General features: G+C 71.4%; 28 protein-coding genes. 16 read left to right on the top strand and 12 right to left on the bottom strand.

The features are described from left to right. Window positions 1-15 precede the first annotated feature (15 nt). Together ABZ565_RS10575 and ABZ565_RS10570 are read right to left on the bottom strand one after the other, a co-directional pair. Window positions 16-2409, bottom strand: coding sequence for a cation-translocating P-type ATPase (locus tag ABZ565_RS10575; protein ID WP_361023222.1), 2394 nt, complete (start codon window positions 2407-2409; stop codon window positions 16-18). A 98-nt stretch (window positions 2410-2507) separates the two neighbouring features. Further along, window positions 2508-2771, bottom strand: a complete 264-nt coding sequence (locus ABZ565_RS10570) for a DUF2530 domain-containing protein (protein ID WP_361023219.1) — start codon at window positions 2769-2771, stop codon at window positions 2508-2510. A 187-nt stretch (window positions 2772-2958) separates the two neighbouring features. Here ABZ565_RS10570 and ABZ565_RS10565 point away from each other — a divergent pair, with 187 nt between their 5' ends. Next, a complete protein-coding gene (locus ABZ565_RS10565) occupies window positions 2959-4413 on the top strand; it encodes an NCS2 family permease (RefSeq protein WP_361023216.1) in 1455 nt (484 codons plus the stop codon). Window positions 4414-4440: 27 nt separating this feature from the next. On the opposite strand, the gene ABZ565_RS10560 is transcribed toward ABZ565_RS10565, so the two are convergent. Further along, window positions 4441-4665 carry a hypothetical protein gene (locus ABZ565_RS10560; protein ID WP_185992975.1) on the bottom strand — a complete coding sequence of 75 codons (225 nt, stop codon included), beginning with the start codon at window positions 4663-4665 and terminating at the stop codon, window positions 4441-4443. Between the two features lie 189 nt (window positions 4666-4854). On the opposite strand from ABZ565_RS10560, the gene ABZ565_RS10555 reads away from it, so the two are divergent. Both ABZ565_RS10555 and ABZ565_RS10550 read left to right on the top strand, forming a co-directional pair. Next, window positions 4855-5295: a MarR family transcriptional regulator gene (locus ABZ565_RS10555; protein WP_018101514.1), complete on the top strand. Its 441-nt coding sequence runs from the start codon at window positions 4855-4857 to the stop codon at window positions 5293-5295. Window positions 5296-5354: 59 nt separating this feature from the next. After that, window positions 5355-6689, top strand: coding sequence for an MFS transporter (locus ABZ565_RS10550; protein ID WP_361023211.1), 1335 nt, complete (start codon window positions 5355-5357; stop codon window positions 6687-6689). A 194-nt stretch (window positions 6690-6883) separates the two neighbouring features. On the opposite strand, the gene ABZ565_RS10545 is transcribed toward ABZ565_RS10550, so the two are convergent. Both ABZ565_RS10545 and pip read right to left on the bottom strand, forming a co-directional pair. Next, entirely contained in the window at window positions 6884-7879 is a 996-nt protein-coding gene (locus tag ABZ565_RS10545) for an aldo/keto reductase (RefSeq protein WP_361023208.1), read from the bottom strand. Between the two features lie 46 nt (window positions 7880-7925). After that, window positions 7926-8894, bottom strand: coding sequence for a prolyl aminopeptidase (gene pip, locus ABZ565_RS10540; protein WP_361023205.1), 969 nt, complete (start codon window positions 8892-8894; stop codon window positions 7926-7928). 65 nt (window positions 8895-8959) lie between these two features. On the opposite strand from pip, the gene ABZ565_RS10535 reads away from it, so the two are divergent. Then, a complete protein-coding gene (locus ABZ565_RS10535) occupies window positions 8960-9451 on the top strand; it encodes a hypothetical protein (protein WP_361023202.1) in 492 nt (163 codons plus the stop codon). Window positions 9452-9464: 13 nt separating this feature from the next. On the opposite strand, the gene ABZ565_RS10530 is transcribed toward ABZ565_RS10535, so the two are convergent. Continuing rightward, window positions 9465-10970: a collagen-binding domain-containing protein gene (locus tag ABZ565_RS10530; protein ID WP_361023199.1), complete on the bottom strand. Its 1506-nt coding sequence runs from the start codon at window positions 10968-10970 to the stop codon at window positions 9465-9467. Window positions 10971-11157: 187 nt separating this feature from the next. On the opposite strand from ABZ565_RS10530, the gene ABZ565_RS10525 reads away from it, so the two are divergent. The 6 genes from ABZ565_RS10525 to ABZ565_RS10500 all read left to right on the top strand — a co-directional run bounded on the left by ABZ565_RS10525 (window position 11158) and on the right by ABZ565_RS10500 (window position 15445). Beyond that, window positions 11158-11877: a hypothetical protein gene (locus ABZ565_RS10525; protein ID WP_361023196.1), complete on the top strand. Its 720-nt coding sequence runs from the start codon at window positions 11158-11160 to the stop codon at window positions 11875-11877. Next, the gene (locus tag ABZ565_RS10520; protein WP_361023193.1) at window positions 11874-12548 is read left to right on the top strand and encodes a DUF4166 domain-containing protein; all 675 of its coding nucleotides are present in this window, start codon (window positions 11874-11876) and stop codon (window positions 12546-12548) included. The genes ABZ565_RS10525 and ABZ565_RS10520 overlap by 4 nt, the downstream gene beginning before the upstream one ends. After that, window positions 12545-13264, top strand: coding sequence for a TetR/AcrR family transcriptional regulator (locus tag ABZ565_RS10515; protein WP_361023190.1), 720 nt, complete (start codon window positions 12545-12547; stop codon window positions 13262-13264). Before ABZ565_RS10520 ends, ABZ565_RS10515 begins: the two co-directional genes overlap by 4 nt. A 98-nt stretch (window positions 13265-13362) precedes the next feature. After that, window positions 13363-14265, top strand: a complete 903-nt coding sequence (locus ABZ565_RS10510) for an endonuclease/exonuclease/phosphatase family protein (RefSeq protein ID WP_361023422.1) — start codon at window positions 13363-13365, stop codon at window positions 14263-14265. 98 nt (window positions 14266-14363) lie between these two features. Beyond that, window positions 14364-15059, top strand: coding sequence for a VOC family protein (locus ABZ565_RS10505; RefSeq protein WP_361023187.1), 696 nt, complete (start codon window positions 14364-14366; stop codon window positions 15057-15059). Further along, the gene (locus tag ABZ565_RS10500; RefSeq protein WP_361023184.1) at window positions 15056-15445 is read left to right on the top strand and encodes a VOC family protein; all 390 of its coding nucleotides are present in this window, start codon (window positions 15056-15058) and stop codon (window positions 15443-15445) included. The genes ABZ565_RS10505 and ABZ565_RS10500 overlap by 4 nt, the downstream gene beginning before the upstream one ends. A gap of 12 nt (window positions 15446-15457) precedes the next feature. Here ABZ565_RS10500 and ABZ565_RS10495 read toward each other — a convergent pair whose 3' ends face one another. Further along, window positions 15458-16123 (bottom strand): DNA-binding response regulator, encoded by a 666-nt coding sequence (locus ABZ565_RS10495; RefSeq protein WP_361023181.1) that lies wholly within the window; start codon window positions 16121-16123, stop codon window positions 15458-15460. Between the two features lie 66 nt (window positions 16124-16189). Here ABZ565_RS10495 and ABZ565_RS10490 point away from each other — a divergent pair, with 66 nt between their 5' ends. Both ABZ565_RS10490 and ABZ565_RS10485 read left to right on the top strand, forming a co-directional pair. Continuing rightward, complete coding sequence (locus ABZ565_RS10490) at window positions 16190-17032, top strand: oxidoreductase (RefSeq protein ID WP_361023178.1); 843 nt, start codon at window positions 16190-16192, stop codon at window positions 17030-17032. 125 nt (window positions 17033-17157) lie between these two features. Then, entirely contained in the window at window positions 17158-17961 is an 804-nt protein-coding gene (locus ABZ565_RS10485; protein ID WP_361023175.1) for a hypothetical protein, read from the top strand. Here the strand turns inward: ABZ565_RS10485 and ABZ565_RS10480 are convergent. From ABZ565_RS10480 to catA, 3 genes are all read right to left on the bottom strand, one after another. Next, window positions 17958-19232 carry a DUF1266 domain-containing protein gene (locus ABZ565_RS10480; RefSeq protein ID WP_361023172.1) on the bottom strand — a complete coding sequence of 425 codons (1275 nt, stop codon included), beginning with the start codon at window positions 19230-19232 and terminating at the stop codon, window positions 17958-17960. The genes ABZ565_RS10485 and ABZ565_RS10480 overlap by 4 nt on opposite strands. Before the next feature lie 75 nt (window positions 19233-19307). Further along, on the bottom strand, window positions 19308-19601 hold the full coding sequence (locus tag ABZ565_RS10475; RefSeq protein ID WP_361023169.1) for a DUF1330 domain-containing protein: 294 nt from the start codon (window positions 19599-19601) through the stop codon (window positions 19308-19310). Between the two features lie 4 nt (window positions 19602-19605). Continuing rightward, entirely contained in the window at window positions 19606-20259 is a 654-nt protein-coding gene (gene catA, locus ABZ565_RS10470) for a type A chloramphenicol O-acetyltransferase (protein ID WP_361023166.1), read from the bottom strand. Window positions 20260-20353: 94 nt separating this feature from the next. Here catA and ABZ565_RS10465 point away from each other — a divergent pair, with 94 nt between their 5' ends. Beyond that, window positions 20354-21157, top strand: a complete 804-nt coding sequence (locus tag ABZ565_RS10465) for a carboxymuconolactone decarboxylase family protein (RefSeq protein WP_361023163.1) — start codon at window positions 20354-20356, stop codon at window positions 21155-21157. Window positions 21158-21162: 5 nt separating this feature from the next. Here ABZ565_RS10465 and ABZ565_RS10460 read toward each other — a convergent pair whose 3' ends face one another. Continuing rightward, entirely contained in the window at window positions 21163-21402 is a 240-nt protein-coding gene (locus tag ABZ565_RS10460) for a DUF397 domain-containing protein (protein ID WP_361023160.1), read from the bottom strand. Further along, the gene (locus ABZ565_RS10455) at window positions 21399-22175 is read right to left on the bottom strand and encodes a helix-turn-helix transcriptional regulator (protein WP_361023419.1); all 777 of its coding nucleotides are present in this window, start codon (window positions 22173-22175) and stop codon (window positions 21399-21401) included. The genes ABZ565_RS10460 and ABZ565_RS10455 overlap by 4 nt, the downstream gene beginning before the upstream one ends. 144 nt (window positions 22176-22319) lie before the next feature. Here ABZ565_RS10455 and ABZ565_RS10450 point away from each other — a divergent pair, with 144 nt between their 5' ends. The 3 genes from ABZ565_RS10450 to ABZ565_RS10440 all read left to right on the top strand — a co-directional run bounded on the left by ABZ565_RS10450 (window position 22320) and on the right by ABZ565_RS10440 (window position 24561). Further along, on the top strand, window positions 22320-22718 hold the full coding sequence (locus tag ABZ565_RS10450; protein WP_361023416.1) for a hypothetical protein: 399 nt from the start codon (window positions 22320-22322) through the stop codon (window positions 22716-22718). Window positions 22719-22928: 210 nt separating this feature from the next. Further along, a complete protein-coding gene (locus ABZ565_RS10445) occupies window positions 22929-23792 on the top strand; it encodes a hypothetical protein (protein ID WP_361023157.1) in 864 nt (287 codons plus the stop codon). 94 nt (window positions 23793-23886) lie between these two features. Further along, window positions 23887-24561 carry a TetR/AcrR family transcriptional regulator gene (locus tag ABZ565_RS10440; RefSeq protein ID WP_361023154.1) on the top strand — a complete coding sequence of 225 codons (675 nt, stop codon included), beginning with the start codon at window positions 23887-23889 and terminating at the stop codon, window positions 24559-24561.

Genomic DNA, 24561 nt, shown 5'->3' with positions numbered 1-24561 from the left:
GCCAGGGCCGCCGTTTCACCCTCCGAAGCGGCGGCCCACCAGCCGCCACGCGTACTCCAGCGCCGCCGACGCCACCACCGCGATACCGACCGCCGTCCACGGCATCAGGGTGCCCACCAGCTTCAGCGCGAAGAAGTCCTGGAGCCACGGCACCGCGAGCACCACCAGGAACGCCAGGCCCATCGCGGCCACCAGGCAGATCCGCCACCAGGTGTACGGGCGGGCGATGATCGCCAGGACCCACATCGAGACCAGGAACAGCGTGAGCGTGGCCGCGCTCGTCTCCGCGTCCAGCGCTCCCGTACCGGAGTAGTGGTGCCGGGCGATCAGGTACATCACGAAGGTCGCGGCGGCGGCGATGACGCCCGAGGGGATCGCGTACCGCATGACGCGCCGTACGAAGTGCGGATGGGCGCGCTCCTTGTTCGGGGCGAGCGCCAGGAAGAACGCCGGGACGCCGATCGTCAGCGTGGACAGCAGGGTCAGATGACGCGGCAGGAACGGGTACTCGACCTGGAAGCAGACCACCAGGACGGCGAGCAGCACCGAGTAGACGGTCTTCGTCAGGAACAGGGTGGCGACCCGGGTGATGTTGCCGATCACGCGGCGGCCCTCGGCGACCACGGACGGCAGGGTCGCGAAGCTGTTGTCCAGCAGCACGATCTGGGCGACCGCGCGCGTCGCCTCCGAGCCCGAGCCCATGGAGACGCCGATGTCGGCGTCCTTCAGCGCGAGGACGTCGTTGACGCCGTCACCGGTCATAGCGACCGTGTGCCCGCGCGACTGGAGGGCGGCGACCATCTCCCGCTTCTGCTGCGGGGTGACCCGGCCGAACACCGCGTTCCGCTCCATCGCGGTGGCCATCTCGTCCGCGTCCTCCGGCATCCGGCGCGCGTCCAGCGGGTGGTCCGCGCCCTCCATCCCGAGCTTCGCGGCCACCGCGCCGACCGAGACCGCGTTGTCGCCGGAGATCACCTTCGTGGCGACCCGCTGCTCGCCGAAGTACGCGAGGGTCCGCCCCGCGTCGGGCCGCAGCCGCTGTTCCAGGACGACGAGCGCGGCCGGCTCCGCCCCCTCGGCCGCGTCCGGCGCGTCCAGCTCGCCCCGCGCCCGGGCGAGCAGCAGCACCCGGAGGCCCTGTTCGTTGAGGTGCCCGATCTCCGCGAGCGCCGGGTCGTCCTCGGACAGCAGCACGTCGGGCGCGCCGAGCAGCCAGGCGGAGGAGGCGCCGCCGTCCTCGGTGAACGCGGCGCCGCTGTACTTGCGGGCGGAGGAGAACGGCAGGGTGCCGGTGGTCGTCCAGCCGCCGTCCGCCGGGGCCGGGCAGGCGTCGATGATGGCCTGGAGGCTGGCGTTGGGACGGGGCTCGGACGCGCCGAAGGCCCCCAGGACGCGGCGCAGATGCGCTTCCTCCGAGCCGCCCAGCGCACGCAGCTCCGTGACGTCCATGCCGCCCTCGGTGAGCGTGCCGGTCTTGTCCAGGCAGACGACGTCGACCCGGGCCAGGCCCTCGATGGCGGGCAGCTCCTGCACCAGGCACTGCTTGCGGCCCAGGCGTACGACCCCGATCGCGAAGGCCACCGAGGTCAGCAGGACCAGGCCCTCCGGGATCATCGGGACGATCCCGCCGACCGTGCGGGCGACGGAGTCCTTGACGTTGTGCTCCTTCACCACCAGCTGGCTGATCACCAGGGCGGTCGCCGTCGGCACCATCATCCAGGTGATGTACTTCAGGATGGTCGAGATGCCGCTGCGCAGCTCGGACCGGACGAGCGTGAAGCGGGACGCCTCCTCGGCGAGCTGCGCCGCGTACGCCTCGCGTCCGACCTTCGTCGCGGTGAAGGCGCCGCCGCCGGCGACGACGAAGCTGCCGGACATCACCGTGTCGCCGGTCTTCTTGAGGACCGGGTCCGCCTCGCCGGTGAGCAGGGACTCGTCCACCTCCAGGCCGTCCGCCTCGGCGACCGTGCCGTCCACGACCACCTTGTCCCCGGGGCCCAGCTCGACCAGGTCGCCGAGGACGATCTCGGAGGTGTGGATCTCGGTGGCCGCGCCGTCGCGCCGGACGACGGGTTTCGCCTCGCCGATGACCGCGAGGCTGTCCAGCGTCTTCTTGGCCCGCCACTCCTGCACGATGCCGATGCCGGTGTTGGCGATGATCACGAAGCCGAACAGGCTGTCCTGGATCGGCGCCACGGACAGCATGATCACCCAGAGCACGCCGATGATCAGGTTGAACCGGGTGAAGACGTTGGCCCGGACGATCTCGGTCAGCGACCGCGAGGACCGCACCGGAACGTCGTTGACCTCGCCCCGCGATATCCGCTCGGCGACCTCGGCCGCCGTCAGCCCGCGTCCGGGAGCGCCGGCACGCTGCTCCCCGGAAAGTTCGGATGCCCGCTGCGTCATGGTTCCGACGGTACGGGCGGATGGTCCGGGGCACCCGCCGGAGCGGACGAAGACCGTACCGGGGGAGGACGGGAATCGTCCCGTGGTCGTACGGGGGCTCAGTCGCCCTGCGCCGCGCCGGCCGCCGCGCGCTTGATGGCCGCGTCGCGGCCGCGTACGTACCAGATGCCGATCAGGCCGAGGCCCGCGCCGGCCAGGCAGGTCCACACCCACCACAGATGGCCGTGGTCGTCGTACCAGCCGTAGAACGGGATCTGGACGAGGAAGAGGACGAACCAGAGGATCGTGCCGCCGGTGATGGTCGCGACGACCGGGCCCTCCAGGGGCTCCGGCGCCTCGTGCTTGGGTGTCCACTTCGCCATGCGGCCAGTCTATGCGGCGCGTATATATGCGCCATCGGGCCAGTCGGCCCAAGGGTCTACGCGCGGAGATAGCGATCTTCGCCTTATGTATTCATACTGAATCTGCTTACGGCTGGCTCGAATTATTCGTGTGAAAGTCCAAAGCTGACCACTTTTGATCCCCTCTACGCACGTACTGAGGTCATACATGTCCCCCTCGGCCCCCGCTAAGGTCGACGCCACGCCGCCTCCGCCCTCCCCGCCCTCCGGCGGCCTGGACAGCTTCTTCAAGATCTCCGAGCGGGGGTCGTCGGTAGCCCGCGAGATCCGTGGCGGATTCGCGACCTTCTTCGCGATGGCCTACATCATCGTGCTGAACCCGATCATCCTGGGCAGCGCGAAGGACATGTACGGCCACCAGCTCGACGGCGGCCAGCTGGTCACCGCGACCGTGCTCACCGCCGCGTTCTCCACGCTGCTCATGGGCGTCATCGGCAACGTGCCGATCGCGCTGGCCGCGGGCCTCGGCGTCAACACCGTCGTCGCCCTCCAGCTCGCCCCCCGGATGAGCTGGGCCGACGCCATGGGCATGGTCGTCCTCGCGGGCATCGTGGTCATGCTGCTGGTCGCGACCGGGCTGCGGGAACGCGTGATGAACGCCGTACCGGGCTCGCTGCGCAAGGGCATCGCGATCGGTATCGGCCTGTTCATCCTGCTCATCGGCCTGGTCGACTCGGGCTTCGTCTCCCGCATGCCGGACGTCGCGCACACCACCGTGCCGCTTCAGCTCGGCTCCGACGGCCACCTCAACGGCTGGCCGGTCCTGGTCTTCGTCCTGGGCGCGCTGCTCACCCTGATCCTCATCGTCCGCAAGGTGCCGGGCGCGATCCTGATCTCCATCGTGGCGATGACCGTCGTCGCGCTGATCATCGACGCGGTCGCGGACCTGCCGGGCGAGGCGTGGGGGCTGACCGTGCCGGAGTGGCCGGGCAATCCCGTGGCCACCCCGGACTTCGGGCTGCTGGGTCACTTCAGCCTGTTCGGCGGCTTCGGCAAGGTCGGCGTCCTGACCGGCATCCTGTTCGTCTTCACCGTGCTGCTGTCCTGCTTCTTCGACGCGATGGGCACCATCCTCGGCGTCGGCGACGAGGCCAAGCTGACGGACGCCAACGGCAACTTCCCGGGCATCAACCGGGTGCTCTTCGTGGACGGTGTCGCGGTCGCCGCGGGCGGCGCGAGCTCCTCCTCCGCCTCGACCTGCTTCGTGGAGTCCACGGCGGGCGTCGGCGAGGGCGCCCGCACGGGTCTGGCCAGCATCGTCACGGGCCTGCTGTTCACGGTGGCGCTGTTCCTCACGCCGCTGGCGACCATGGTCCCCTCGCAGGCGGCGACCCCCGCCCTGCTGGCGGTGGGCTTCCTGATCATCGCGGGCTCGGTGCGGGACATCGACTGGAGCGACTTCACACTCGCCATCCCGGCGTTTCTCGCGATGGTCATGATGCCGTTCACGTACTCGATCACCAACGGCATCGGCATCGGCTTCATCGCCTTCACCGTGCTGCGCCTGGCCTCCGGCCGCGGTCGCGAGGTGCCCGCGGCGATGTACGCGGTGTCGGCGGTCTTCGTCTTCTACTACATGATGCCGGCGCTCGGCCTCACGTAGGGGCGGGGCGCGGTCCGGCCCCGGGGGTCAGTTGACCTCCTCGGCCGGCACGCCGTCCGCCGGGCAGAGCTTCTCCGGCCCGTAGAACTTCTCCGTCTCCTCTACGGCCGCCTGGAAGCGCTCGTCGAAGTCGTCGCGAATGAGCGTCCGGACCACATAGTCCTGGACGCTCATTCCGCGTTTCGCGGCGTGCTGCTTGAGCCGGTCGAGCAGCTCACCGTCTATGCGCAGGCTGAGCACTGTCGATCCCATGGCAAGCAGGGTTACGCCCCACCGGCCCGGCGCGCGAGATTTTCCCCCATCGGCTCACTCGTTTGGGTGATCGATTGGTAAACCCGTCACTCTCACGCCCCGTGCCGATCCGGACGGGTGGAGTGATCTCGCTCTCGCGCGTGTACCACAAGTGGTATTTAGAGTAGGTAATGAGTTACGCTAACAAACATGCCTGACCTGATCCACGACAGCGACAGTGCCGCCGCCGTGAGCTCCCTCCGTTCCGCCGTCATGCTGCTCGGCCGGCGCCTGAAGCACCAGCGCGTCGACGAGTCGCTGAGCCCGACCGAGATGTCGGTGCTCGGGACGCTCGCCCGTTGTGGTTCCGCCACTCCGGGTGAGCTGGCCCGCAAGGAGCATGTGCAGCCGCCGTCGATGACCCGCATCGTCGCGTTGCTGGAATCGAAGGGGCTGGTCAGGCTGGAACCGCACCCCGATGACCGTCGTCAGAAGATGGTCAGCCAGACCGAGCAGGCCGAGGCCATGCTCGCCGAGAGCCGCAAGAAGCGGAACGCCTGGCTGACCACGCTCGCCGAGGGCCTGGACGAGGACGAGTGGGAGACGCTGCGCAACGCGGCGCCCGTGCTGGAGAAGCTGGCCCACCTGTAGGAGAGACATCTCCGTCCCCGTCGACCAGCAAGATGTCCACGCCGAGGAGGCGAACCCTTTTGAGTACGGGATCCGGAGCAGACTCCGCCCCCGCACCGACTTCCACCCACGAGAGCAAGACCGGCGGGACCTTCTCGTCGCTGAAGATCCGCAACTACCGCCTGTTCGCCACGGGCGCCGTGATCTCCAACACCGGTACCTGGATGTCCCGCATCACGCAGGACTGGCTCGTCCTGAGCCTCACCGGGTCCGCCGCCGCGGTAGGCATCACCACGGCACTCCAGTTCCTCCCCATGCTGCTGTTCGGCCTGTACGGCGGCGTCATCGCCGACCGGCTGCCCAAGCGCAAGCTCCTGCTCGTCAGCCAGGCCGCCCTGGGCGCCTGCGGTGTCGTGCTCGCCGTGCTCACGCTCTCCGGCGTGGTCCAGGTGTGGCACGTCTATCTCATCGCGTTCCTGCTCGGCATGGTCACCGTGGTCGACAACCCGGCCCGGCAGGCGTTCGTGTCCGAGATGGTCGGCCCCGCGCAGCTGCGCAACGCGGTCAGCCTGAACTCGGCGAACTTCCAGTCGGCCCGGCTCATCGGCCCCGCCGTCGCGGGTGTGCTGATCACCACGGTCGGCAGCGGCTGGGCCTTCATGTTCAACGGCCTGTCGTTCCTCGCCCCGCTCGTCGGCCTGATGATGATGCGGACGAGTGAGCTCCACAAGTCCTTCGTCGTGCCGCGCGCCAAGGGGCAGCTCCGCGAGGGGCTGCGGTACGTCTCCGGGCGCCCCGAGCTGATCTGGCCGATCGTCCTGGTCGGCTTCGTCGGCACCTTCGGCTTCAACTTCCCGATCTGGCTGACGGCCTTCGCTGACGAGATCTTCCACGGCGGCGCCGGGATGTACTCGTTCTTCAACATCCTCATGGCCGCCGGCTCGCTGGCCGGTGCCCTGCTCGCCGCCCGCCGCCGCTCCTCGCGGCTGCGGATGCTGGTCGCCGCCGGTACGGCGTTCGGCCTGCTGGAGATCATCGCGGCGCTCGCGCCGTCGGTCTGGATGTTCGCGATCCTGCTGGTGCCGATCGGCATGATCGGCCTGACGACCAACATCAGCGCCAACACCAGCGTCCAGATGGCGTCCGACCCGGCCATGCGCGGCCGCGTGATGAGCCTCTACATGATGGTCTTCGCCGGGGGTACGCCGGTGGGCGCCCCGATCGTCGGCTGGATCAGCGACACGTACGGCGCCCGCACCGGCATGGTGGTCGGCGGTGCGCTGTCCCTCGCGGCGGCGGTCGTCATCGGCGTGATCCTGGCCCGCCTCGGCGGTCTGCGCCTCAAGGTGGACCTGCGCCAGGGCCGCCCGCACGTCCGCTTCGTGCAGCGCGAGCAGCTGGCCACGGCGGCGTAACGGTTCACGCCCGTACGCGGACGACGCGGCCCCGCTCCCGGTTCTCCGGGGCGGGGCCGCGTCGCGTTCACGAATGCCGGGTCGGTTACGCTCGTCGGGTGGACCCGAAGACCAGAAACCGCATCATGGCGGCCGTGCTCGTACTGATGTTCGCCGTTGTAGCCGTGGCAGCCGCCCTCGGCTGACGGGCGCTGCTACCAGGCGAAGTTCTCCGGCGACGGGCCCGGGCCCGGGAAGATCTCGTCCAGCGCGTCCAGCACCTCCGCCGACAGCTCCAGCTCCACCGCGCGCAGCGCCGAGTCGAGCTGCTCCCGCGTGCGAGGGCCGGAGATCGGGCCGGTGATCCCGGGCCGCGTCAGCAGCCAGGCGAGGCCCACCTCACCGGGCTCCAGGCCGTGCTTGTCGAGCAGGTCCTCGTACGCCTGCACCTGCGCCCGCACCTTCGGGTCGGCCAGCGCCTCACCGGAGCGGCCGGAGGTGGAGCGGGCGCCGCCGCCCTCGCGCTCCTTGCGGAGGGCGCCGCCGAGCAGGCCGCCGTGCAGCGGGGACCACGGGATGACGCCGAGGCCGTACTCCTGGGAGGCCGGGATGACCTCCATCTCGGCGCCGCGCTGCATCAGGTTGTAGATGCACTGCTCGCTGACCAGGCCGTAGCTGCCCCGCTGCCGGGCGCGCTCGTTGGCCTGGGCGATCTTGTAGCCGGAGAAGTTCGAGGAACCGGCGTACAGGATCTTGCCCTGCTGGATCAGTACGTCGATGGCCTGCCAGATCTCCTCGATCGGGGTGTCCCGGTCGACGTGGTGGAACTGGTAGAGGTCGATGTGGTCCGTCTGGAGCCGCTTCAGGCTGGCGTCGACGGCCCGGCGGATGTTGACGGCGGACAGTTTGTCGTGGTTCGGCCACGCCTCGCCGTCGGCGCCCATGTTGCCGTAGACCTTGGTGGCGAGCACGACCTTGTCGCGGCGGTCGCCTCCCTTGGCGAACCAGGTGCCGAGGATCTCCTCGGTGCGGCCCTTGTTCTCGCCCCAGCCGTAGACGTTCGCGGTGTCGAAGAAGTTGACGCCCGCGTCCAGCGCGGCGTCCATGAGGTCGTGACTGTCGCTCTCGTTGGTCTGGGGGCCGAAGTTCATCGTCCCCAGGACGAGACGGCTTACCTTGAGTCCGGTGCGTCCGAGCTGCGTGTACTTCATGAACCCCAAGCCAACTCCTTCGAGCGCGCTCTAAGCAAGCGTGTCTTCACGCGCGGGCGAACCGGTCCAGCGCCGCGAGGACCGCCCGGCTCGTCGCCGTCCCGCCCAGGTGCCCCGCGTCCTCGATCACCGTCAGCTCCGCGTCCGGCCACGCCTTGGCCAGCTCCCACGCCGTGCCGAGGGGCCCGCCCATGTCGCGCCGCCCGTGGATCAGCACCCCGGGAATTCCGGCCAGCCGCCCCGCGTCCCGGATCAGCTGCCCCTCCTCCAGCCAGGCCCCGTGCGAGAAGTAGTGCGAGCAGATCCGCACCAGCGCCTCCCGGGCCCGCCCCGGCCGCCCGCTGTACGGGGGAGGCCCCGCGTACGCCTCCCCGGAGAGCACCGCGTCCTCCCAGGCGCACCATTCCGCCGTCGCCTCCGCCCGGACCGCCGGATCGGGGTCCGCGGTGCGCCGGGCGTACGCGGCGAGCACGTCCGGGGTCGCGTCGCTCGCGGCCTCCGGGACGTGGGCCCGGAAGCGGTCCCACGCCTCCGGGTAGAAGAGACCGGCGCCCCGGTACAGCCAGTCGATCTCGGAGCGCCGGGTCGTGGTCACCGCCGGTATCACGGTCTCGCTCACCCGCTCCGGGTGCCGCTGGGCGTACGCCAGGATCAGCGTGGAGCCCCAGGAACCCCCGTACAGCAGCCAGCGGTCGACGCCGAGACGGGCGCGGAGGCGTTCCATGTCGGCGATCAGGTGGTCCGTGGTGTTGTGCCGCAGGTCGGCGTCCGGGTCGCTCGCGTGCGGGGTGGAGCGCCCGCAGTTGCGCTGGTCGAAGAGGACGACGCGGTAGCGCTCCGGGTCGAAGTACTGCCGGGGCCGCTCGGTGCAGCCGGAGCCGGGGCCGCCGTGGACGACGAGGGCGGGCTTCCCGGCCGGGTTGCCGCAGACCTCCCAGTACACGCGGTTGCCGTCGCCGACGTCGAGCATGCCGTGCTCGTAGGGCTCGATCGGCGGGTACTTCTCGTCGCGCATGACGCTGCGTCTCCCTCGCTCGGCGGCGGTACAGCCTAGACCCGCACGGTCGTAGCCTGGGCGGCGTGAACGCGACTCCCGAGGTACTCGCCGTACTGGACGACCTGCTCGCCGCCGCCTCCCCCGACGACCGGGGCGCCCTGTGGCAGCTCGACCGGCGGGGGAGGGAGCTGGACGCGAACCTCGTGCGGCTGCCCCCGGGCGCGGAGGTCGGCGAGCACCAGGAGGACGTGCTCGACGTGCTGCTGGTCGTCCTCGCGGGCAGCGGCCGGCTGACCCCGGGCGACGGTGCGGAGCCCCTGGCCCTGACCCCGACGACGGCGACCTGGCTGCCCCGCACCTCCCGCCGCTCCCTGGCGGCGGGCCCGGACGGGCTCGCCTACCTGACGGTCCACCGCCGCCGCCCCGGCCTGACGCTGAGGCCGACGGTGTACGCGCAGGAGGGCGGCGAGGCGCCCTGCGCGCTGGACCGGGTGTGCCCGGAGTGCGGGCGGATGTCCCCGGAGTCGGCGCCGGTGTTCTGCAGTGCGTGCGGGGAGCGGTTCCCGGGGCGGTGAGCCCCGGTCCGCGTCAGTGCTGCGGCCTGCGCCTGCGGCCCATCAGGAAGATCCCGGCCGTGGCCAGGGCGAAGGCGCCGGCCACCGCGTAGAGGGTCGAGGACGTGCCGGTGTCGGCGAGCCAGCCGCCGGGCGGCCGGTGGTGGTGCCCGCCGCCGTGGCCCGGGTGCGTCGTGGGGTGGCTGTGCGTCGGGTGCGGGCCGGGGGCGGTGTCCGTGGGCGTCGGCGTGGGGCTTTCCGTGGAGTCCGTCGGGGACGGGGTGGGCGTGGGGCCTTCCGTGGAGCCCGTCGGGGACGGGGTGGGCGTGGGGCTTTCCGTGGAGTCCGTCGGGGACGGGGTGGGCGTCGGGCTTTCCGTGGAGTCCGTCGGGGACGGGGTGGGCGTCGGGCTTTCCGTGGAGCCCGTCGGGCTCGGGGACGGGGAGGGTTCCGTGCCGTCGCAGTCGATGTCGGTGGCGAACGGGAACTCGTGGATCTCACCGGCGTTCACCGAGGAGCCGTCGGCGTTGAGCGGCCCGGCCGTCAGCTCCCGTACGACGATCGAGCCCTCGATGTTGGAGGGGTCGAGGTCCGTGAGGTGGGCGCGGGGCGCGTAGATCGTGCCCTCCAGCGAGTCGCCGTCGGCGATCGTGATGTCGGTGGCGTCGGGGAAGTTCCACAGCATGTACGGGGCCTGGTCGCCGGAGACGCCCGCGAGGTTCGGGATGTGCCAGACGTACGTGCCGTCCGTGCCGGTCGTGTCGACGTCGACCACGAACGGGGTGTCCGCGTTCGGCTGGTTGTCGAAGGTGATCTCGGACAGGTTGTTCAGCTGCTCGCCGGTCAGCCGGAGCACGTTCGTCTCGCCCTCGGTGAGGGTGATGTGCGCGCTCGTCCCGGCGGGGAAGCCCGTCTGGTCGGGCAGCGGGGTACCGGAGGCGTCGCGCAGGACGACGTTGGTCTCGCAGGTGTCGATGGCGTCCGAGCGGTCGCGGAAGTCCGCGAAGAGGGCGTCGAGGTCCGGCAGGCCCGTGGTGTCGGTGACGGATTCGACCGGCTGGTGCACCGTCTGCTGCACGCGGGGCGTCGAGTCGTACCCGGACCCCGCGGCGACGATGTGGGTGTTCACCTCGGCGCCGTTGGAGTCCTCGTCCAGGACCGATGAGCCGGTCGGGTCGCCGACCTTCACGTAGCCGTCGTTGAGGACCTGGAGCACGCCCTGCGGCGAGCTGGCCGCATGATCGATTCTGCCGCCGACGAGCAGGGCGGTCGGGTGGTCGTCGCCGGGCGCGGTGAACGTGCCGGGGGTGTGCAGCGCGACGTTGTACCCCGGCCCGTAGGTGAGGTTTCCGCCGATGGCCACGGACCCCTCGGTCTCCGTGCTGCCCAGGACGGCGTCGTCCTGGACGAGCACCCCGAAGCCGTTGTCCCCGGCCAGCGGGTTGCCGGAGTAGTCGGCCGAGGCGGGGGCGGTGGCGGCGGTGGCGGCGGCCAGGCACAGGAGGCAGGCGGTCGCGGCGAAGGCAGCGGTGCGTTTCATGCCGGGGAACGTAAGCCCGCGTGCCCGGCGGTCCCCGGGCGGCGAGGCCGTGGACCACCCGCGCGCCCGCCGAAGTCCCCCCACTGGCGGCCATCCGGACCGCCACTTGAGCAGTCGCTCAAACTCCTCTACTGTCTGCACCATCGCGATTTGAGCGACTGCTCAATCGGCTCGGGGGTGGGGGATCGTGAGTGGTGGCCTGTACGTAGAGGCCCGGATAAGGGTTGATCTGGACCTGCTCTGGGAACGCAGCCAGGACCCGGCCCAGCACCAGCGCTGGGACCTGCGGTTCACGCGGATCGCGTACCTGCCGGGCGCGGAGGGGGAGCCGCAGCGCTTCACGTACGGCGTACGGGTGCTGCCCGGGTTCCTCGTCTCCGGCACCGGGATCTCCGCCGGCGAGCGCCACCGCCCGGACGGGACGCGGACGTCGGCCCTGCGGTTCGCCTGCGCGCATCCGCTGTCGTTCCTGACCGAGGGCCGGGGCTACTGGCGTTACGTGCCCTGCGCGGAGGACGGCCTCCGTTTCCTCACGGGGTACGACTACGAGCCGCGCTGGGGCCGTCCGGGCCGGCTCGCGGACCGCCTCCTCTTCCGGCCGTTGATGGGCTGGGCGACCGCCTGGTCGTTCGACCGGTTGCGGCTGTGGTGCGAGCGCGGGATCACCCCGGAGCGGGCGCTGTGGCGGGGGCTGGGGGAGGTGGCGGCCCGGCTGCTCGTCGTGCTCGCCGCGGCCTGGGCCGCACTGCCGGCCGCCGTACCGGTGCTCCTCGCCGCCGTCCTCCTGCCGCCGCTGCCCGGCACCCCGGCGGCCCGCCGCTGCCTGCGCCGCCCGCCGGGACGCGGCCCTTCCGCCGCCTCCGCCGCCGCACCGCCCGCCCTGCTCGACCGTTTGGAGCGTCCGTGACCTCGATCTTCCAGCAGGCCCTGGGGGCCGACTTCGACCGCCTCCACCCCCGCATCCGGCGCCGCTTCTCCGTCGGCCTCGACAGCGGCGAGTCCTGTACGGGGCACGGGGTGATGGACCGCGTCTGGCACGGCGGCCCGTGGGTGCGGCCGTTCCTCGCGCTGGGCGGGACGCGCAACATCCTGCTCCCGCGCACCGGCCGCGACATCCCCTTCACCATCGAGAACGTGCCCTTCACGGACACCTTCGGCCGCGAAACGGTCACCTTCGTCAGGACGTTCGCCTTCCCGGACGGGCCCCGGCGCTTCGACGCCACGATGGTCTACAGCCCGGAACGCGGTTGCGTGGTGGACTACCTGGGTACGCACCAGCACCTCGCGACCGACCTCCACCTCACGGTGGACGGCGCGGGCGCCCTGGTGATCCGCTCCGGCGAACACCGCTTCCGGGAGGGCCCGGTGGACGCCCGGGTGCCCGCGCTGATCGGGGGCGACGCGGTGGTCCGCGAGTCGTACGACGAGGCGGCGGCCCGCTTCCGCATCCAGGTCCGCGTCACCAACCGCCGCTTCGGCCCCCTCTTCGGCTACGAGGGCTCGTTCACGGCGGAGTACGCACGGACGCACGGAATACGGCAGGATCTGCGGCCGGTACGCGAGGAGGTACGGGCATGAGCGAGGAGTCGGCGACCAGGGCCGGACGCGGGGCGGCTGCCGGGGAGCCCCGTGCCAGGGCCGCGCGCGCGTCCTCCGCCGAGGACACCCGTACCAAGCTCCTCACCGGCGCCCTCGCCACGCTCACCGAGCAGGGCATCGCGAAGACCTCCGCGCGGAGCATCGCCGCGACCGCCGGGGTCAACCAGGCGCTGGTCTTCTACCACTTCGGCACCGTCGACGACCTGCTCGCCGCCGCCTGCCGGTACGGCGCCGAGCAGCGCCTCGCCACCTACCGGGAACGCCTGGACGGGGTCCGCTCGCTGGGCGAACTCCTCGCCGTCGCCCGCGAACTGAACACATCCGAACGCGCGGGCGGCCACGTCGCCGTGCTGGGCCAGCTGCTCGCCGGCGGCCAGACGCAGCCGCGCCTCGCGGCGGCCACGGCCGCGGGCCTCACGCTCTGGACCGACGAGATCGAGCGGGTCCTCGCCCGCGTCCTGGCGGGCACCCCGCTGGCGGAGTTCGTCGATGTGCCGGGCCTGGCGAAGGCGGCCTCGGCGGCCTTCGTCGGTCTCGAACTGTACGAGGGCGTCGACCCGTCCGGCGCCGAACGGGCCCTGGCCGCGCTGGACCAGCTCGCCGCCCTGGCCGCCGCGCTGGAGGGCCTGGGCCCGGTGGCGCAGCGAGCGGTACGGTCCCGGCTGCGCAGGTCGGGGCACCGGGGGCGGGCGTGACCGCGCTGTGGAGGGCCGCTGCCGGGTGGCGCGTACGCGAGCGTGCCGCCCGGGGGCCTGCCCCCGCCCGCCCCGGCCGGTGGCGGCACGGCAAGGTCCTGGCCGCCCTCGCCGCCCTGACCGCGCTCCTCCTCGTCGCCCCCGGCGTCGTCCCCAACACCCCCGGCCGCCTCGGAAGCCTCCTGGAGGCGTTCCTCCCCTGGCTCGGCCTCGCCGTCGTCCCCCTGCTGACCCTCGCCCTGCTGCGCCGGTCGGCGCTCGCGCTGGTGGCGGTGGTGCTGCCGATGGCGGCGTGGGCGTACGCGTTCGGCGGGCTGCTCCTCCCGGCGGCGGACCCGGGCCCGCGCGACCTGGTCGTGGTGCAGCACAACGTCAGCGATGTGAACGCCGACCCGGCGGGTACGGCCCGCACGCTGGCGGCCGGGGGCGCCGACCTGATCGCGCTGGAGGAACTGGTCCCGGAGGCGTTGCCGGCGTACGAGAAGGAGCTGGCGGGGGCGTATCCGTTCCACGAGGTCCGGGGCACGGTCGGGATCTGGTCGAGGCACCCCCTCACCGGCACCCGGACGGTGGACATCAAGCCGGAGGCCATCGCGGAGCCATGGAGCCGGGGCCTGCGCACGGTGGCCCGCACCCCGCACGGCGAGGTCGCGGTGTACGTGGCGCACCTGCCGTCGTTCCGGCTCGGCGCGGGCGGCCTCGGCACCGCCCGCCGCGACGAGAGCGCCCGGCTGCTGGGCAGGGCGCTGGACGCGGAGGCCACGGGCCCGGTGATCGTGCTGGGCGACCTCAACGCCACGGTGGACGACCGCGGCATCGCCCCCGTGACCGCGCGGCTCGACGTCCCGGAGCGCGGGTTCGCCTTCAGCTTCCCGGCGTCCTTCCCACTGGCGAGGATCGACCAGGTGATGGCGAGGGAGGCGACGGTGGGCCGGATCCGCACGCTCCCCGCGACGGGCAGCGACCACCTGCCGGTGACGGCGCGGGTGACGCTGGACTGAGGAGTGGTGGAAGGGAGCCGCGGAAATCGGGATGCCCTTCCCGTCAGCCGTCCCTAGTATGCGCGGGCGCACGCCAACCGATCGGAGACGTACGGCACATGACGCCCCACCTTGCAGCGATCGCCTTCCACGCCACCGACCCGCCGGACCTGGCCCGCTTCTGGGCAGGGCTCCTGAACTGGGAGCGTTCCGGCGACGGCACGGTCGTGGTCCCCCCGGACGGCAAGGGGTACGCGCTCCGTTTCACCGGGAGCCGGGCGCCCAAGACCCGTCAGAACCAGGCGCACTTCGACCTGACGAGCGCGACCCCCGACGCACAGCGGGACACGGTCGCCCGCGCGCTGGAACTCGGCGCCCGGCACCTCGACATCGGCCAGACCCCGGAGGAGGGCCACATCGTCCTCGCCGACCCGGACGGCAACGAGTTCTGCGTGATCGAGGCGGGAAACACGTTCCTCGCGGACACCGGGGTGATCGGCGCGGTCTCCTGCGACGGCACCCGGGCGGTGGGCTACTTCTGGAGCGAGGCCCTGGGCTGGCCGCTGGTCTGGGACCAGGACGAGGAGACGGCCGTCCAGTCCCCGGAGGGCGGCACGAAGATCACCTGGGGCGGTCCGCCGGTCCGCGAGAAGACGGACGTGAACCGCCTGTACTTCGAGCTGGCGTTCCCCCCGGGCGCGGACGAGGAGGCGGAGATCGCCCGCCTCGTGGCGCTGGGCGCCCGGCGGGGCCCGGACGGGGTGCTCCTGGACCCGGACGGCAATGAGTTCACGCTACGGAAGGCCGCGGAATGACCAGCAGGTTCACCGAGTTGAGCATCGACTGCCACGACCCGGAGCGCCTGGCGGCCTTCTGGTGCGAGGTCCTGGACTTCACGGTGCTCGACCGCACGGAGAACATGGTCGAGATCAGCTCCTGGGACCCGACGGCGGAGGACATCCGGGCCCGCCAGATGCCGCCGACGATGTACTTCCAGCGGGTCCCGGCCACCAAGGCGGTCAAGAACCGCCTCCACCTGGACGTGAGCCCGGTCGACTGCTCCACGGAGGCCGAAGTCGCCCGCCTCCTGGCCCTGGGCGCCACCCGCACGGACGTGGGCCAGGGCGAGGACCGCAGCTGGGTGGTCCTGTCGGACCCGGAGGGCAACGAGTTCTGCGTCCTGCGCACGCTGGCACCGTAAGGGCGGTCGTCGTCACCCACCGGCGGGCGCGCCCCCTGAGCGGCGCGCCCGCAGCTCGCCCGCCCGCAGCCCCGCCTGGAAGCGGGACGCCGCCTGGAGCGTGACCATCAGGTCGGCCACGCGGCGGCGGTACGTGCGGAGCGAGAGGCCGAGGTGGCGGGCGGCCGAGTCGTCGGTGCGGCCCGTGCTCAGCGCTTCCAGGACCTGGCGGGCCTCCGGCGACAGCTGCGGGGCGTCCGTGGCCAGGTAGGTGTCGTAGTCCGCCGACCGGTCCCACATCGCGTCGAACAGGGAGTGCACGCCGTCGATCATGTTCTTCGCGGTCGTCACGGAGTACTCGCGGCCGGCGGGCGCCTCGCGGCCGGCCAGGATCATGACCCGGCGGTCGATGATGATCGTCTCGTGGGGGAGCTCCGCGTCGGTGATGCGCACCTGGGCGCCCCCGTCCAGCACCAGCCGAAGGTGCTCGCGGGTCGCCTCGTCCGTCAGGGCCGCCGGGGTGAGCAGCTTCCGGGTCGTGAAGTCGGGGCCCGGCGTGGTCCAGGTCTGCGGCCGGGGCCAGGTCGTCAGGGTGCGGGCGGCGCACAGGAACTCGGTGCGGGCGGATTCGAGGAGGTGTCCGGCGCGCGCCAGCAGCTCCGCGTCGCCGTGGACCGAGAAGATCTGTTCGTTCCGCATCCCGCAAGTCTGGCAGTAACCTGCCACGCGCTGGGCCGCCCCCGGGGCCCCGGAGAGCATGAAGCCATGACGACCACCACTTTCGCCCTCGGCGGCGACCTCCCCGTCAACCGCCTCGGCTTCGGCGCGATGCGCCTGCCCATGAGCACGTTCGACGGCCCCGCCCGCTCCCCGGAGAACGGCATCGCGGTCCTCCGCCGGGCCGTCGAGCTGGGCGTGAACCACATCGACACCGCCGCGTTCTACGCCCGGGGCGACGTCCGCGCCAACGACCTGATCCGGGAGGCGCTGGCCCCCTACCCCGACGACCTGGTCATCGCGACGAAGGTCGGCCCCCTGCCGGGCCCGAACGGCATGCCCAGCGGCCAGGCCACGCCCGACCAGCTGCGCGCCCTGGTCGAGGCGGACCTGAGCACCCTCGGCGTCGACCGGCTCGACGTCGTCAACCTTCGCGTCGGCGGCATGGGCGGCCCCGGCGGCGAGTCCGTGGCCGAACGCTTCGCCGTCCTGGCCGGCCTCCGCGAAGAGGGCCTGATCCGCCACCTGGGCGTCAGCAACATCGACGCCGCCCAGCTCGCGGAAGCCCGCGCGATCGCGCCGGTGGTCTGCGTGCAGAACCCGTACGTGGACGACCTGGCCCTGATCGAGGAGTGCGAGGCCGCGGGCATCGCGTACGTACCGTTCTTCCTGCTCGGCGGCGGCCGCGACCCCCTGGACACCAGCCGCCTGGAGAAGGTCGCGGCCCGCCTGGGCGCGACGCCCGCGCAGGTACAGCTCGCCCGCCTCCTCACCGAGTCCCCCGCCCTGCTCGCCATCCCCGGCACGGGCGACCTCACGCACCTGGAGGAGAACATGGCGGCGGCCGACCTCGTGCTGAGCGAGGAGGACCTGGCGGAGCTGCGGGGCTGACGGCGGGCTCGGCCGGAAATCTTTCACTCGGAAGAGGTCGTCTCGACGGAGGAGGGCCCGCTGCGTGAGGGTGGTGCGGAGGGGGTGCCATGCGGCGGAGGCTGGTCGGGGCGGTTCGGTGGGTTGTGCCCCTTGTCGTGCTGGTCGAGGTGGGGCTCGTCCGGGGTGGGGTCCTCGGGGTCGGCGAGGCCGTTGTCGTGGGGCTCGCCGTTGAGGGGGTGCTCGGTGGGGTCGTGTTGGTCGAGGTGGTGCTCGCCGGGCGGGCCTATCGGGCGTCCCGGCGGGCCGGGGCCGATGGGCAGGAGGCTGTGGAGCGGGCCCTGAGGACCGTGCTGCCCGGGCCCCTCGCCAAGGTCGTCGGGATGGAGTTCGGGTTGTTCCGGGCGCTGTGGCGGTGGGTACGGCGGATGCCGGACGTGCCCGACGGGTGCTCGGTCCTGGCGTACGGGGCCGAGATCAGGCCCATCATGTGGGTGATGGTCTTCCTCGCGCCCCTGGAGATCGCGCTCGCCGAATTCCTCGTGCCCTGGGCCCCCGTGCGCATCGCCCTCCTCGTCCTCTCCGCGTACGGCGTGCTCTGGCTCGTCGGATTCGTCGCGGCCCTGTCCGTCCGGCCGCATGTCGTCGGGGGCGGCCGGCTCGTCCTCCGCTTCGCGCACTTCGTGCAGGTCGCCGTCCCCCTCGACCTCATCGAGTCCGTCCGCACGAGCCGCCACAGCGGTTACCGCAGGGCCGTCCAGATCAGCGACGGCGTCCTCGCGATGCCCGTCGGCGACTCCACCACCCTCAGCGTCACCCTGCGCGAGCCGTACGCCGTCGCGCCCAAGCCCGGGCAGCCGCCGCAGGACGTCCGCGAGGTGCGGTTCGCCGTGGACGACCCCCGGGAGGCGGTGCGGGTCCTCACGGCTTCCCGGGCGGACACCCCCTAGGCCCAGGGGAGCGTGCGCCACGGGCTGGACGGGTCCGTGGTCAGGGCGCGGTGGGTGGCGAGGGCGGTCGCATACCAGTCGCCGAACTCCTCCTCGTCGAAGTGGAGGCAGCGGCCGAGGATGTAGGCGGCCGAGAAGTCCTCCCACGAGCGGTAGTTGACCTGGACGAGGCGACCGGCGCGGAGCACGGCCGCCTCCGCCTCCCGCAGGGAGCACAGGCGGGCGGCGAGACCCCAGCGGGCCATGCCGGAAGCCCGGCCGTAGTCCCATGCCTCGACGCTGTGGACGTAGCCGCTCTCCGGCAGCAGGCCATCGGCGCGGAACCGCGCCTCGTACCGGGCGATGCGGCCGATCAACCGCTGCACGCCGGTCACTTGACCCTCCAGCTCCGCGGAGGTGACGGTGTGGCCCCGGGTGACGCCGTCCTCGGTCAGGCGGGGTTCGGCGGCCGCCTCGACGCGCCGGCGTACCACGTTCGCCGCGGCCTGCCGCCAGTGGTCGACGTCGACGGGACCCGCGAAGTCCAGGGCCATGGAGCGGCGCAGGCGCAGGACGAACTCCCAGACGTCGCTGACCATTCCGGCGCGCAGCAGCTGTTCCTGGGTGACCTGCCACTCCTCGCGGGTGGTGACGCTCCACCAGCGTTCCAGCGTCTGCTTCTCGATGCGGTAGCCGCTGCCGTGGTAGGCCATCGCGTTCCAGTAATGCCCGTTGCGCACGTTGATGTGTGCGCCGACCGCGAGTCCGAAGGCGACGTGACCACTGAGCGGACCGCCCGTCTCCAGGGTGTGGACGGCGTCCCGGGCCAGCCCGGGCCGTTCGACCGGGGCCGCGTGCCGCTTCCACAGGGCGCGGCCCTCGGGGCCCGCCGGCAGGATTCCCTCGCAAGGGCTGCCGGGGTTCACGACGAGGTAGGGCGGGTCGCCCTGCTGCCAGATCTCGGCGAACCAGCCCAAGTCGTAGCAGTTGTAGACCGGGTCGTCGACGGGCGGCGGCAGCATGCCGCCGGTGTGGACGGCCAGGCACATGGTCCGGGTCTGCGGGTTCCAATAGGGGTGGAGAGAGCTGCGGCCCGGGTTCGCGTCGACGAACGCCCGTGACTGCATCATGTACAGGTCGGCCCGGGCGACGAGGTCGTAGTACGCGGGCCAGTCGCCGCGCGCCTTGGCCTCGTACAGTCCCCTCTCCACCGCGCTCGGTGCCTGCCAGCCCTGCGCCGGGGCCACCGGCCCGGGCGCGGCTCCCCCGTCGTCACCTGCCGTCCAACCCATGGGGAGATGTTAAGGGGCGGTCAGGAGCGGCCGGCCGGCCGATCCCCGAGGACCGAAGGCAACCGCCCAGGACCGTCAGTCCACCCCCTCGACTATGCGGAAGTCCCGCTCGACCGCGTCCCCGAGCGCCACCAGCGCCTCCTGGTACGCCGCGCTCTCGCGCGTCGCCACCGCCTGCTCGTACGTGTCGAACTCGATCAGGACCGTGCGCTCCGCGACACCCGCGTCGTACGCGGTCACCTGCCCCCCGACCACGAGCCTCCGCCCGCCCCCGGCCCGGACGGCCGCCCCGGCCAGCTCGTTGTACGCCGCCAGCCTCCCGGGGTCCGAGATGGTGCGGTAGCAACTGACCCAGTAGCCCTTCGCCATGGCTCTACACCCACCCCGCCGCATCCGCCATCAGTTCCTCCAGCTCATTGATCAGGCGCGCCGCATGGAACCCGTCCGCCGCCGCGTGGTGCACCTGCACCGCGACCGGCAGCAGCACCCGGTCGCCCCGCGACACGTACCGCCCCAGCGTGAAGATCGGCGCCAAGTGGTCGTACCCGTCACGGATGTTCAGGTTGAACCCGGTGAACGACCGCCACGGCAGGCTCGACACGTCGAACGCGTTGGGCGGCGGCGGCCCTTGGGGGAAGAACTCCGCCGCCCCCGCGTGCTCCGCCAGCAGCGGCGCCGCCGCGTCGTGGAACGCCCCGAAGTCCGCGTCGTAGGCCGCCCACACGCACGCGAACGTCTCGCGCTCCGCGTTGAACACCGTGAACGCCGGGTGCACCACCGGCCACACCGCAGGGTCACCCGACTCCGTCAGGCACATCCGGAACTCCTCGTGCCGGTTCACTACCGCCGCCAGCGCCCACACCTGCGCCACGTACGACTTGCGCGGCGAGCGCCGCAGCGCGGCGGTGAACTCCGTGACGTCCACCTCCACCGTCATCGAGTACGTGCACGGCACCCGACGCCGGTAATGTGCGAAGTGCTCCCGGCGCGGCCAGGTGTCCAGGTCCAGGGGGATCGGAGCGTCCATCCGGGCATCATCGCAGTCACCGGCCCGCCCGCTCGAAGGGTTTTCGCGACACTCGCTTGCGTTGGAGTGCACTCCAACTCCTACCGTCTCCGACATGACCAGCGAACAGCACAACGACCGGTACGAGCGTGGTTACGCGGCCCTCAGCGAGGTCGCCGACGGTGCCCAGGACGCCGTCATCGACGGGCTCGCCGACATCGCCCCGCACATGGGCCGCTACATCGTGGAGTTCGGCTTCGGCGACATCTACACCCGCCCCGGACTCACCCGCCGCCAGCGGCAGTTGAGCACCGTCGCCGCCCTCGCCGCCATGGGCAACGCGGCCCCGCAGCTCCGCTTCCACATCGGCGGCGCGCTCAACGTCGGCTGCACGCGAGAGGAGATCGTGGAGGTGCTGATCCACGTCTGCGTCTACGCCGGTTTCCCCGCCGCCCTCAACGGCCTCACCGCCGCCCGCGAGGTCTTCGAGTCCCGCCCCGACGAGGAGCCGTTCGTACCCGCCGACTCCTCCGCCGACCAGGGCGGCGACCGCCTCGAACGCGGTCGGCAGGCCCTCGCCGACATCGACGGGCACGCGGGGCAGCAGGTCATCGACTCACTCAAGGACATCGCGCCCGACCTCGCCCGCTACGTGCTGGAATTCTCCTTCGGCGACGTGTACTCCCGCACAGGCCTCGACCTCCCGACCCGCGAACTCGTCACCGTAGCCCTGTGCACCGCCCTCGGCACGGTCGGCCCGCAGCTCCGCGTACACCTCCACGGCCTGCTCAACGTGGGCGGCACGCGGGAGGAGGCCGTGGAGATCATCACGCAGATGGCCGGTTACGCCGGTTTCCCGGCCGCGCTGAACGGGCTCGCTGCCGCACGTGAGGTGTTCGCGGCACGGGACGCCGCGTGAGTGCCTTACGCGGCAGTGTGGCGGATGAAGGTGTCCCAGGCGTCGGGGGAGACGGTTAGTGCGGGGACGGTGATGTCCTTGGAGTCGCGGACGTGGACGGTGTGGGGGCAGGCGGCGACCTCGACGCAGTTGCCGCCGTTCGGGGCGCTGTAGCTGGACTTGGACCAGGAGAGGGCGACCTCGACGCAGTTGCCGCCTTCTGGGCCGCTGTAGCTGCTCTTGTGCCACTTGAGGTCAGTGCTCATAGTCTTTCTGCCATCTGCTCGATCAGCTCGCGCGACTCTTCCGGTCCAAGCGCCTGGGTCCGCAGCATGCCATACCTGGCGAACAAGTCCCCTAGGTAGGGCTGTTCGCTGACAAGGAAGTTGCGCCCCTGAACCTCCAGGTATGCCAGCCGACGCCGGTCCTCGGTCTCCAGTAGTGCGAATGACCCACCCAGACCAGCGTGTGCTTCCCGGTGGGGCGACATCACCTGGAGATTCACATGGCGCAGACGACTGACCTCGAGGATGTGCCGGAGTTGAGCTCGGTGCACGTCTCGACCTCCGATGGGGCGATTGAGCGCGCCTGGCTCCAGTACGAAGCTGATGTCGGGCAGTGGTTTGCGTGTAAGCAGCGTCTGCCGTGCAAGGCGTCCGGCTACCAACCGCTCGATCGCGTCGTCGTCCAGGGGCGGGCAGGCCTGGCTGAACACAGCCCGCGCGTGCGCCTCGGTCTGCAGCAGTCCGGGCACTACGTGGCACTCGTACTCGTAACGCGCTACGGCCTTGGCCTCTTCGTCGGCGAACGGTTCGAACCAGGTCGCCACGCTGCTGAACTTCAGTTCCACCGCCGCAACGAGCAAGGCGCCGTTCGCCCCTGTCGACGTATCCGCCTTCGGGATGAAATCCCCTCTCGGCGGCCTCTGGCCCCTCTCCACCATCGCCACCTGCGACTTGGAGAAACCGATCCTGAGCCCCAGCGCCTCTTGTGACAGCCCCGCCAGTTCGCGGTAGTGACGCAACAGCCCACCGAACATCCGGGCCGTACTGCCACCGGTACTACTGGAGTGCACAGCCCCACCTCCAAGTGCACAACAGTGCACAGACGCCTCGTGTCCCTGGTCACGGTAAGTGCGGACGCCGACGCTTACCGTATGGAACCGAAAAATTCACCGAACCCGGTGCCCTGCTGGATTCCCGCCAGCGGCCACGCCCTGCGTCACGCGGGCATCCACTTCGACGCGATCCGGATCTCTGGCGTGCTCGGCGAGCAAGTCTCGTACGAGCTGATGCAGTTCACGGACTTCCAGGCCGGACCGATCATCCGCTCCTGGATCGGGATGCGGAGCATGTACTTCCTCGTGCCGCCCGGCACGGCGAGTGCCTACCGCTGGCCGGCGGGCGCGGACGCGCTCGTGCGCAAGGGATCGGACTTCGTCGGGGTGCCCGCGCTGCGCGGGCTGACGTACCCGCTGGACTGGCGTTCGGAGCCGACCGCCGAGGATCCGTTCGTGGAAACAGAACTTCTGTTCGAGCTGGTAACCAAGGTGGTGTCGGACGGAATTTCTGCTGTACGTTGATGGCGTCGTTACGCTCCGTGTGCGACCGTGCACACGGGGCGGCCCTCGGGGGTGCTCCCAACACCTGGTCCGAGGGCCTTCACCCACAGATGGATCAGAGGTCCACCGAAGATGCTTTGGCATGCTATCTCGCCCTCCCGCGCCTATGTGAAGGCCGCGCATGATGTCGTGCGTCATCCGAATCTGAGCAATGACGCAAAGGTTCTGATCATGTATGTGCAGGGTTTGCCCGAGTCCTGCGCCAGCGAGGCGCTGAGCGATCACGCGAAGAGGATCGGCATCAAGGGCCGGGCGTACCAGAAGGCCAAGTCCCAGCTGAAGGAAGCCGGTTACGTCCACGAATGGCGGTGGCAGGGCGAGGGCGGGCTGTGGATGACGGATCAGCTGTTCTCCAACGTGCCGCTCACGGACGACGAGGCGCGGGAGCTCAGGAGGGCGAAGGCGCAGGCCAAACCGACTGATCGGCCACGGGCGGGCGGTCAGGCGGGCACTCGGCCGGTCGGAGCTCCCCAACCAGAGGTTGAAGAAGAACGTGAGGAGAACAACCCCCACCCACCCACCGAGGCGCCTGCGGCCGAGGCGCCTGCGGTCGAGTCGGCGGAGCCGGTCGCGGCGACCGACCCGGACGTCGCCCAGGCGGAACGCGTGTTGCTCTCACTGCGGCACACGAACCCGCAACTGCACCTCGGCGTACGCGAGGCGCGCAGCCTCTCCGAGATGGCGGCGGACTGGCTGCGGCGGGGCGTGAAGGCGGCGGATCTGCGGCAGGCGCTGGTGCACGGCCTCCCGGCTGAGGGTGTGCGGTCGGCGTACGGCTTCGTACGCCACCGCCTCGTACACAAGCTGCCGGAGGCTCCCGCGCCCGTCGCGCCGGTGGCGACGGTCAGGCCGCATGTGACGTGCGAGGGGGACGGGCCGGAGCATGTGTTCCGGCCCAGGGCGGACGAGACGCTGTGCGGCCCGTGCGCCCGGCAGGCGGCCGAGGAAAAGCACTTCGCGAAGTGGCCGCAGCGACAGCAGCCCTGGCGCGAACGGGTCACGGCGATCCTGCAAGCGGGCGCGGCAGCGCAGTGAAGCGCACGTCCGTTCGTGGTGTGGCGGTCTTTGCCGTGGATGCCGCGAGGCGTGGACAGTGGTGGCGGGGGCCGGTACGGACTGAGGAGGACCCGTGGTGGATACCGTGGTGCAGCTTTGGGACGGCGTACGAGTGGTGCGCGACCCCGCGCGGGTGCGTGCGCAACTCATGGCGGCAGGACGGACGTTGTTCGCGGTGTACGGCTACGCGCACACGACCGTCGAGGACCTGTGCGAGGAGGCGCAGGTGGAGGTGCGGGACTTCCACCGGGAGTTCGCCTCGCGCGAGGCGCTGCTCACCGACCTGTACGACGAGGTCGCGATGGCCGGGATGCAGGCCGCGCAGGCGGAGCTGGCGGCGGAGGGCATGGAGACCTGCCCGACCGAGGAGCGGGTCCGCAGGCTCTTCGACGCGTACGTCCGGGCCGTGACGCGGGACCCGCACGCGGCCCGGGTGGCCTTCGTGGAGGTGCTGGGCGTGAGCCGGGCGTTGGAGGAGCACCTGACGATGTGGCGCTCGGTGTGGGTGGAGTTCCTGACGGCGGAGTCCGAGCGGGCCCGGACGCGGGGGCACGGGGTGGACGGCGATCTCGCGGTGGTGGTGAAGGTGCTGACGCGGTCCGTGGACGAGCTGCTCGCCCACCACGGCCGGCGGCCGCGCCAGGTGCCGCCTTCGTGGCTGACCAGCGAGTTCACGCGGCTGTCGATGGCGATGATCGGTCCGGCGGAAGAGGACACTCCGGGAGCCTCCGGTGGTCCTACCGTTTGA

The sequence above is a fragment of the Streptomyces sp. NPDC016469 genome, from assembly GCF_040632905.1.
Taxonomy (GTDB): Bacteria; Actinomycetota; Actinomycetes; order Streptomycetales; family Streptomycetaceae; genus Streptomyces.
The sequence above is the reverse complement of the archived record's forward strand: the minus strand, read 5'-3'. Positions and strand labels throughout refer to the sequence as shown.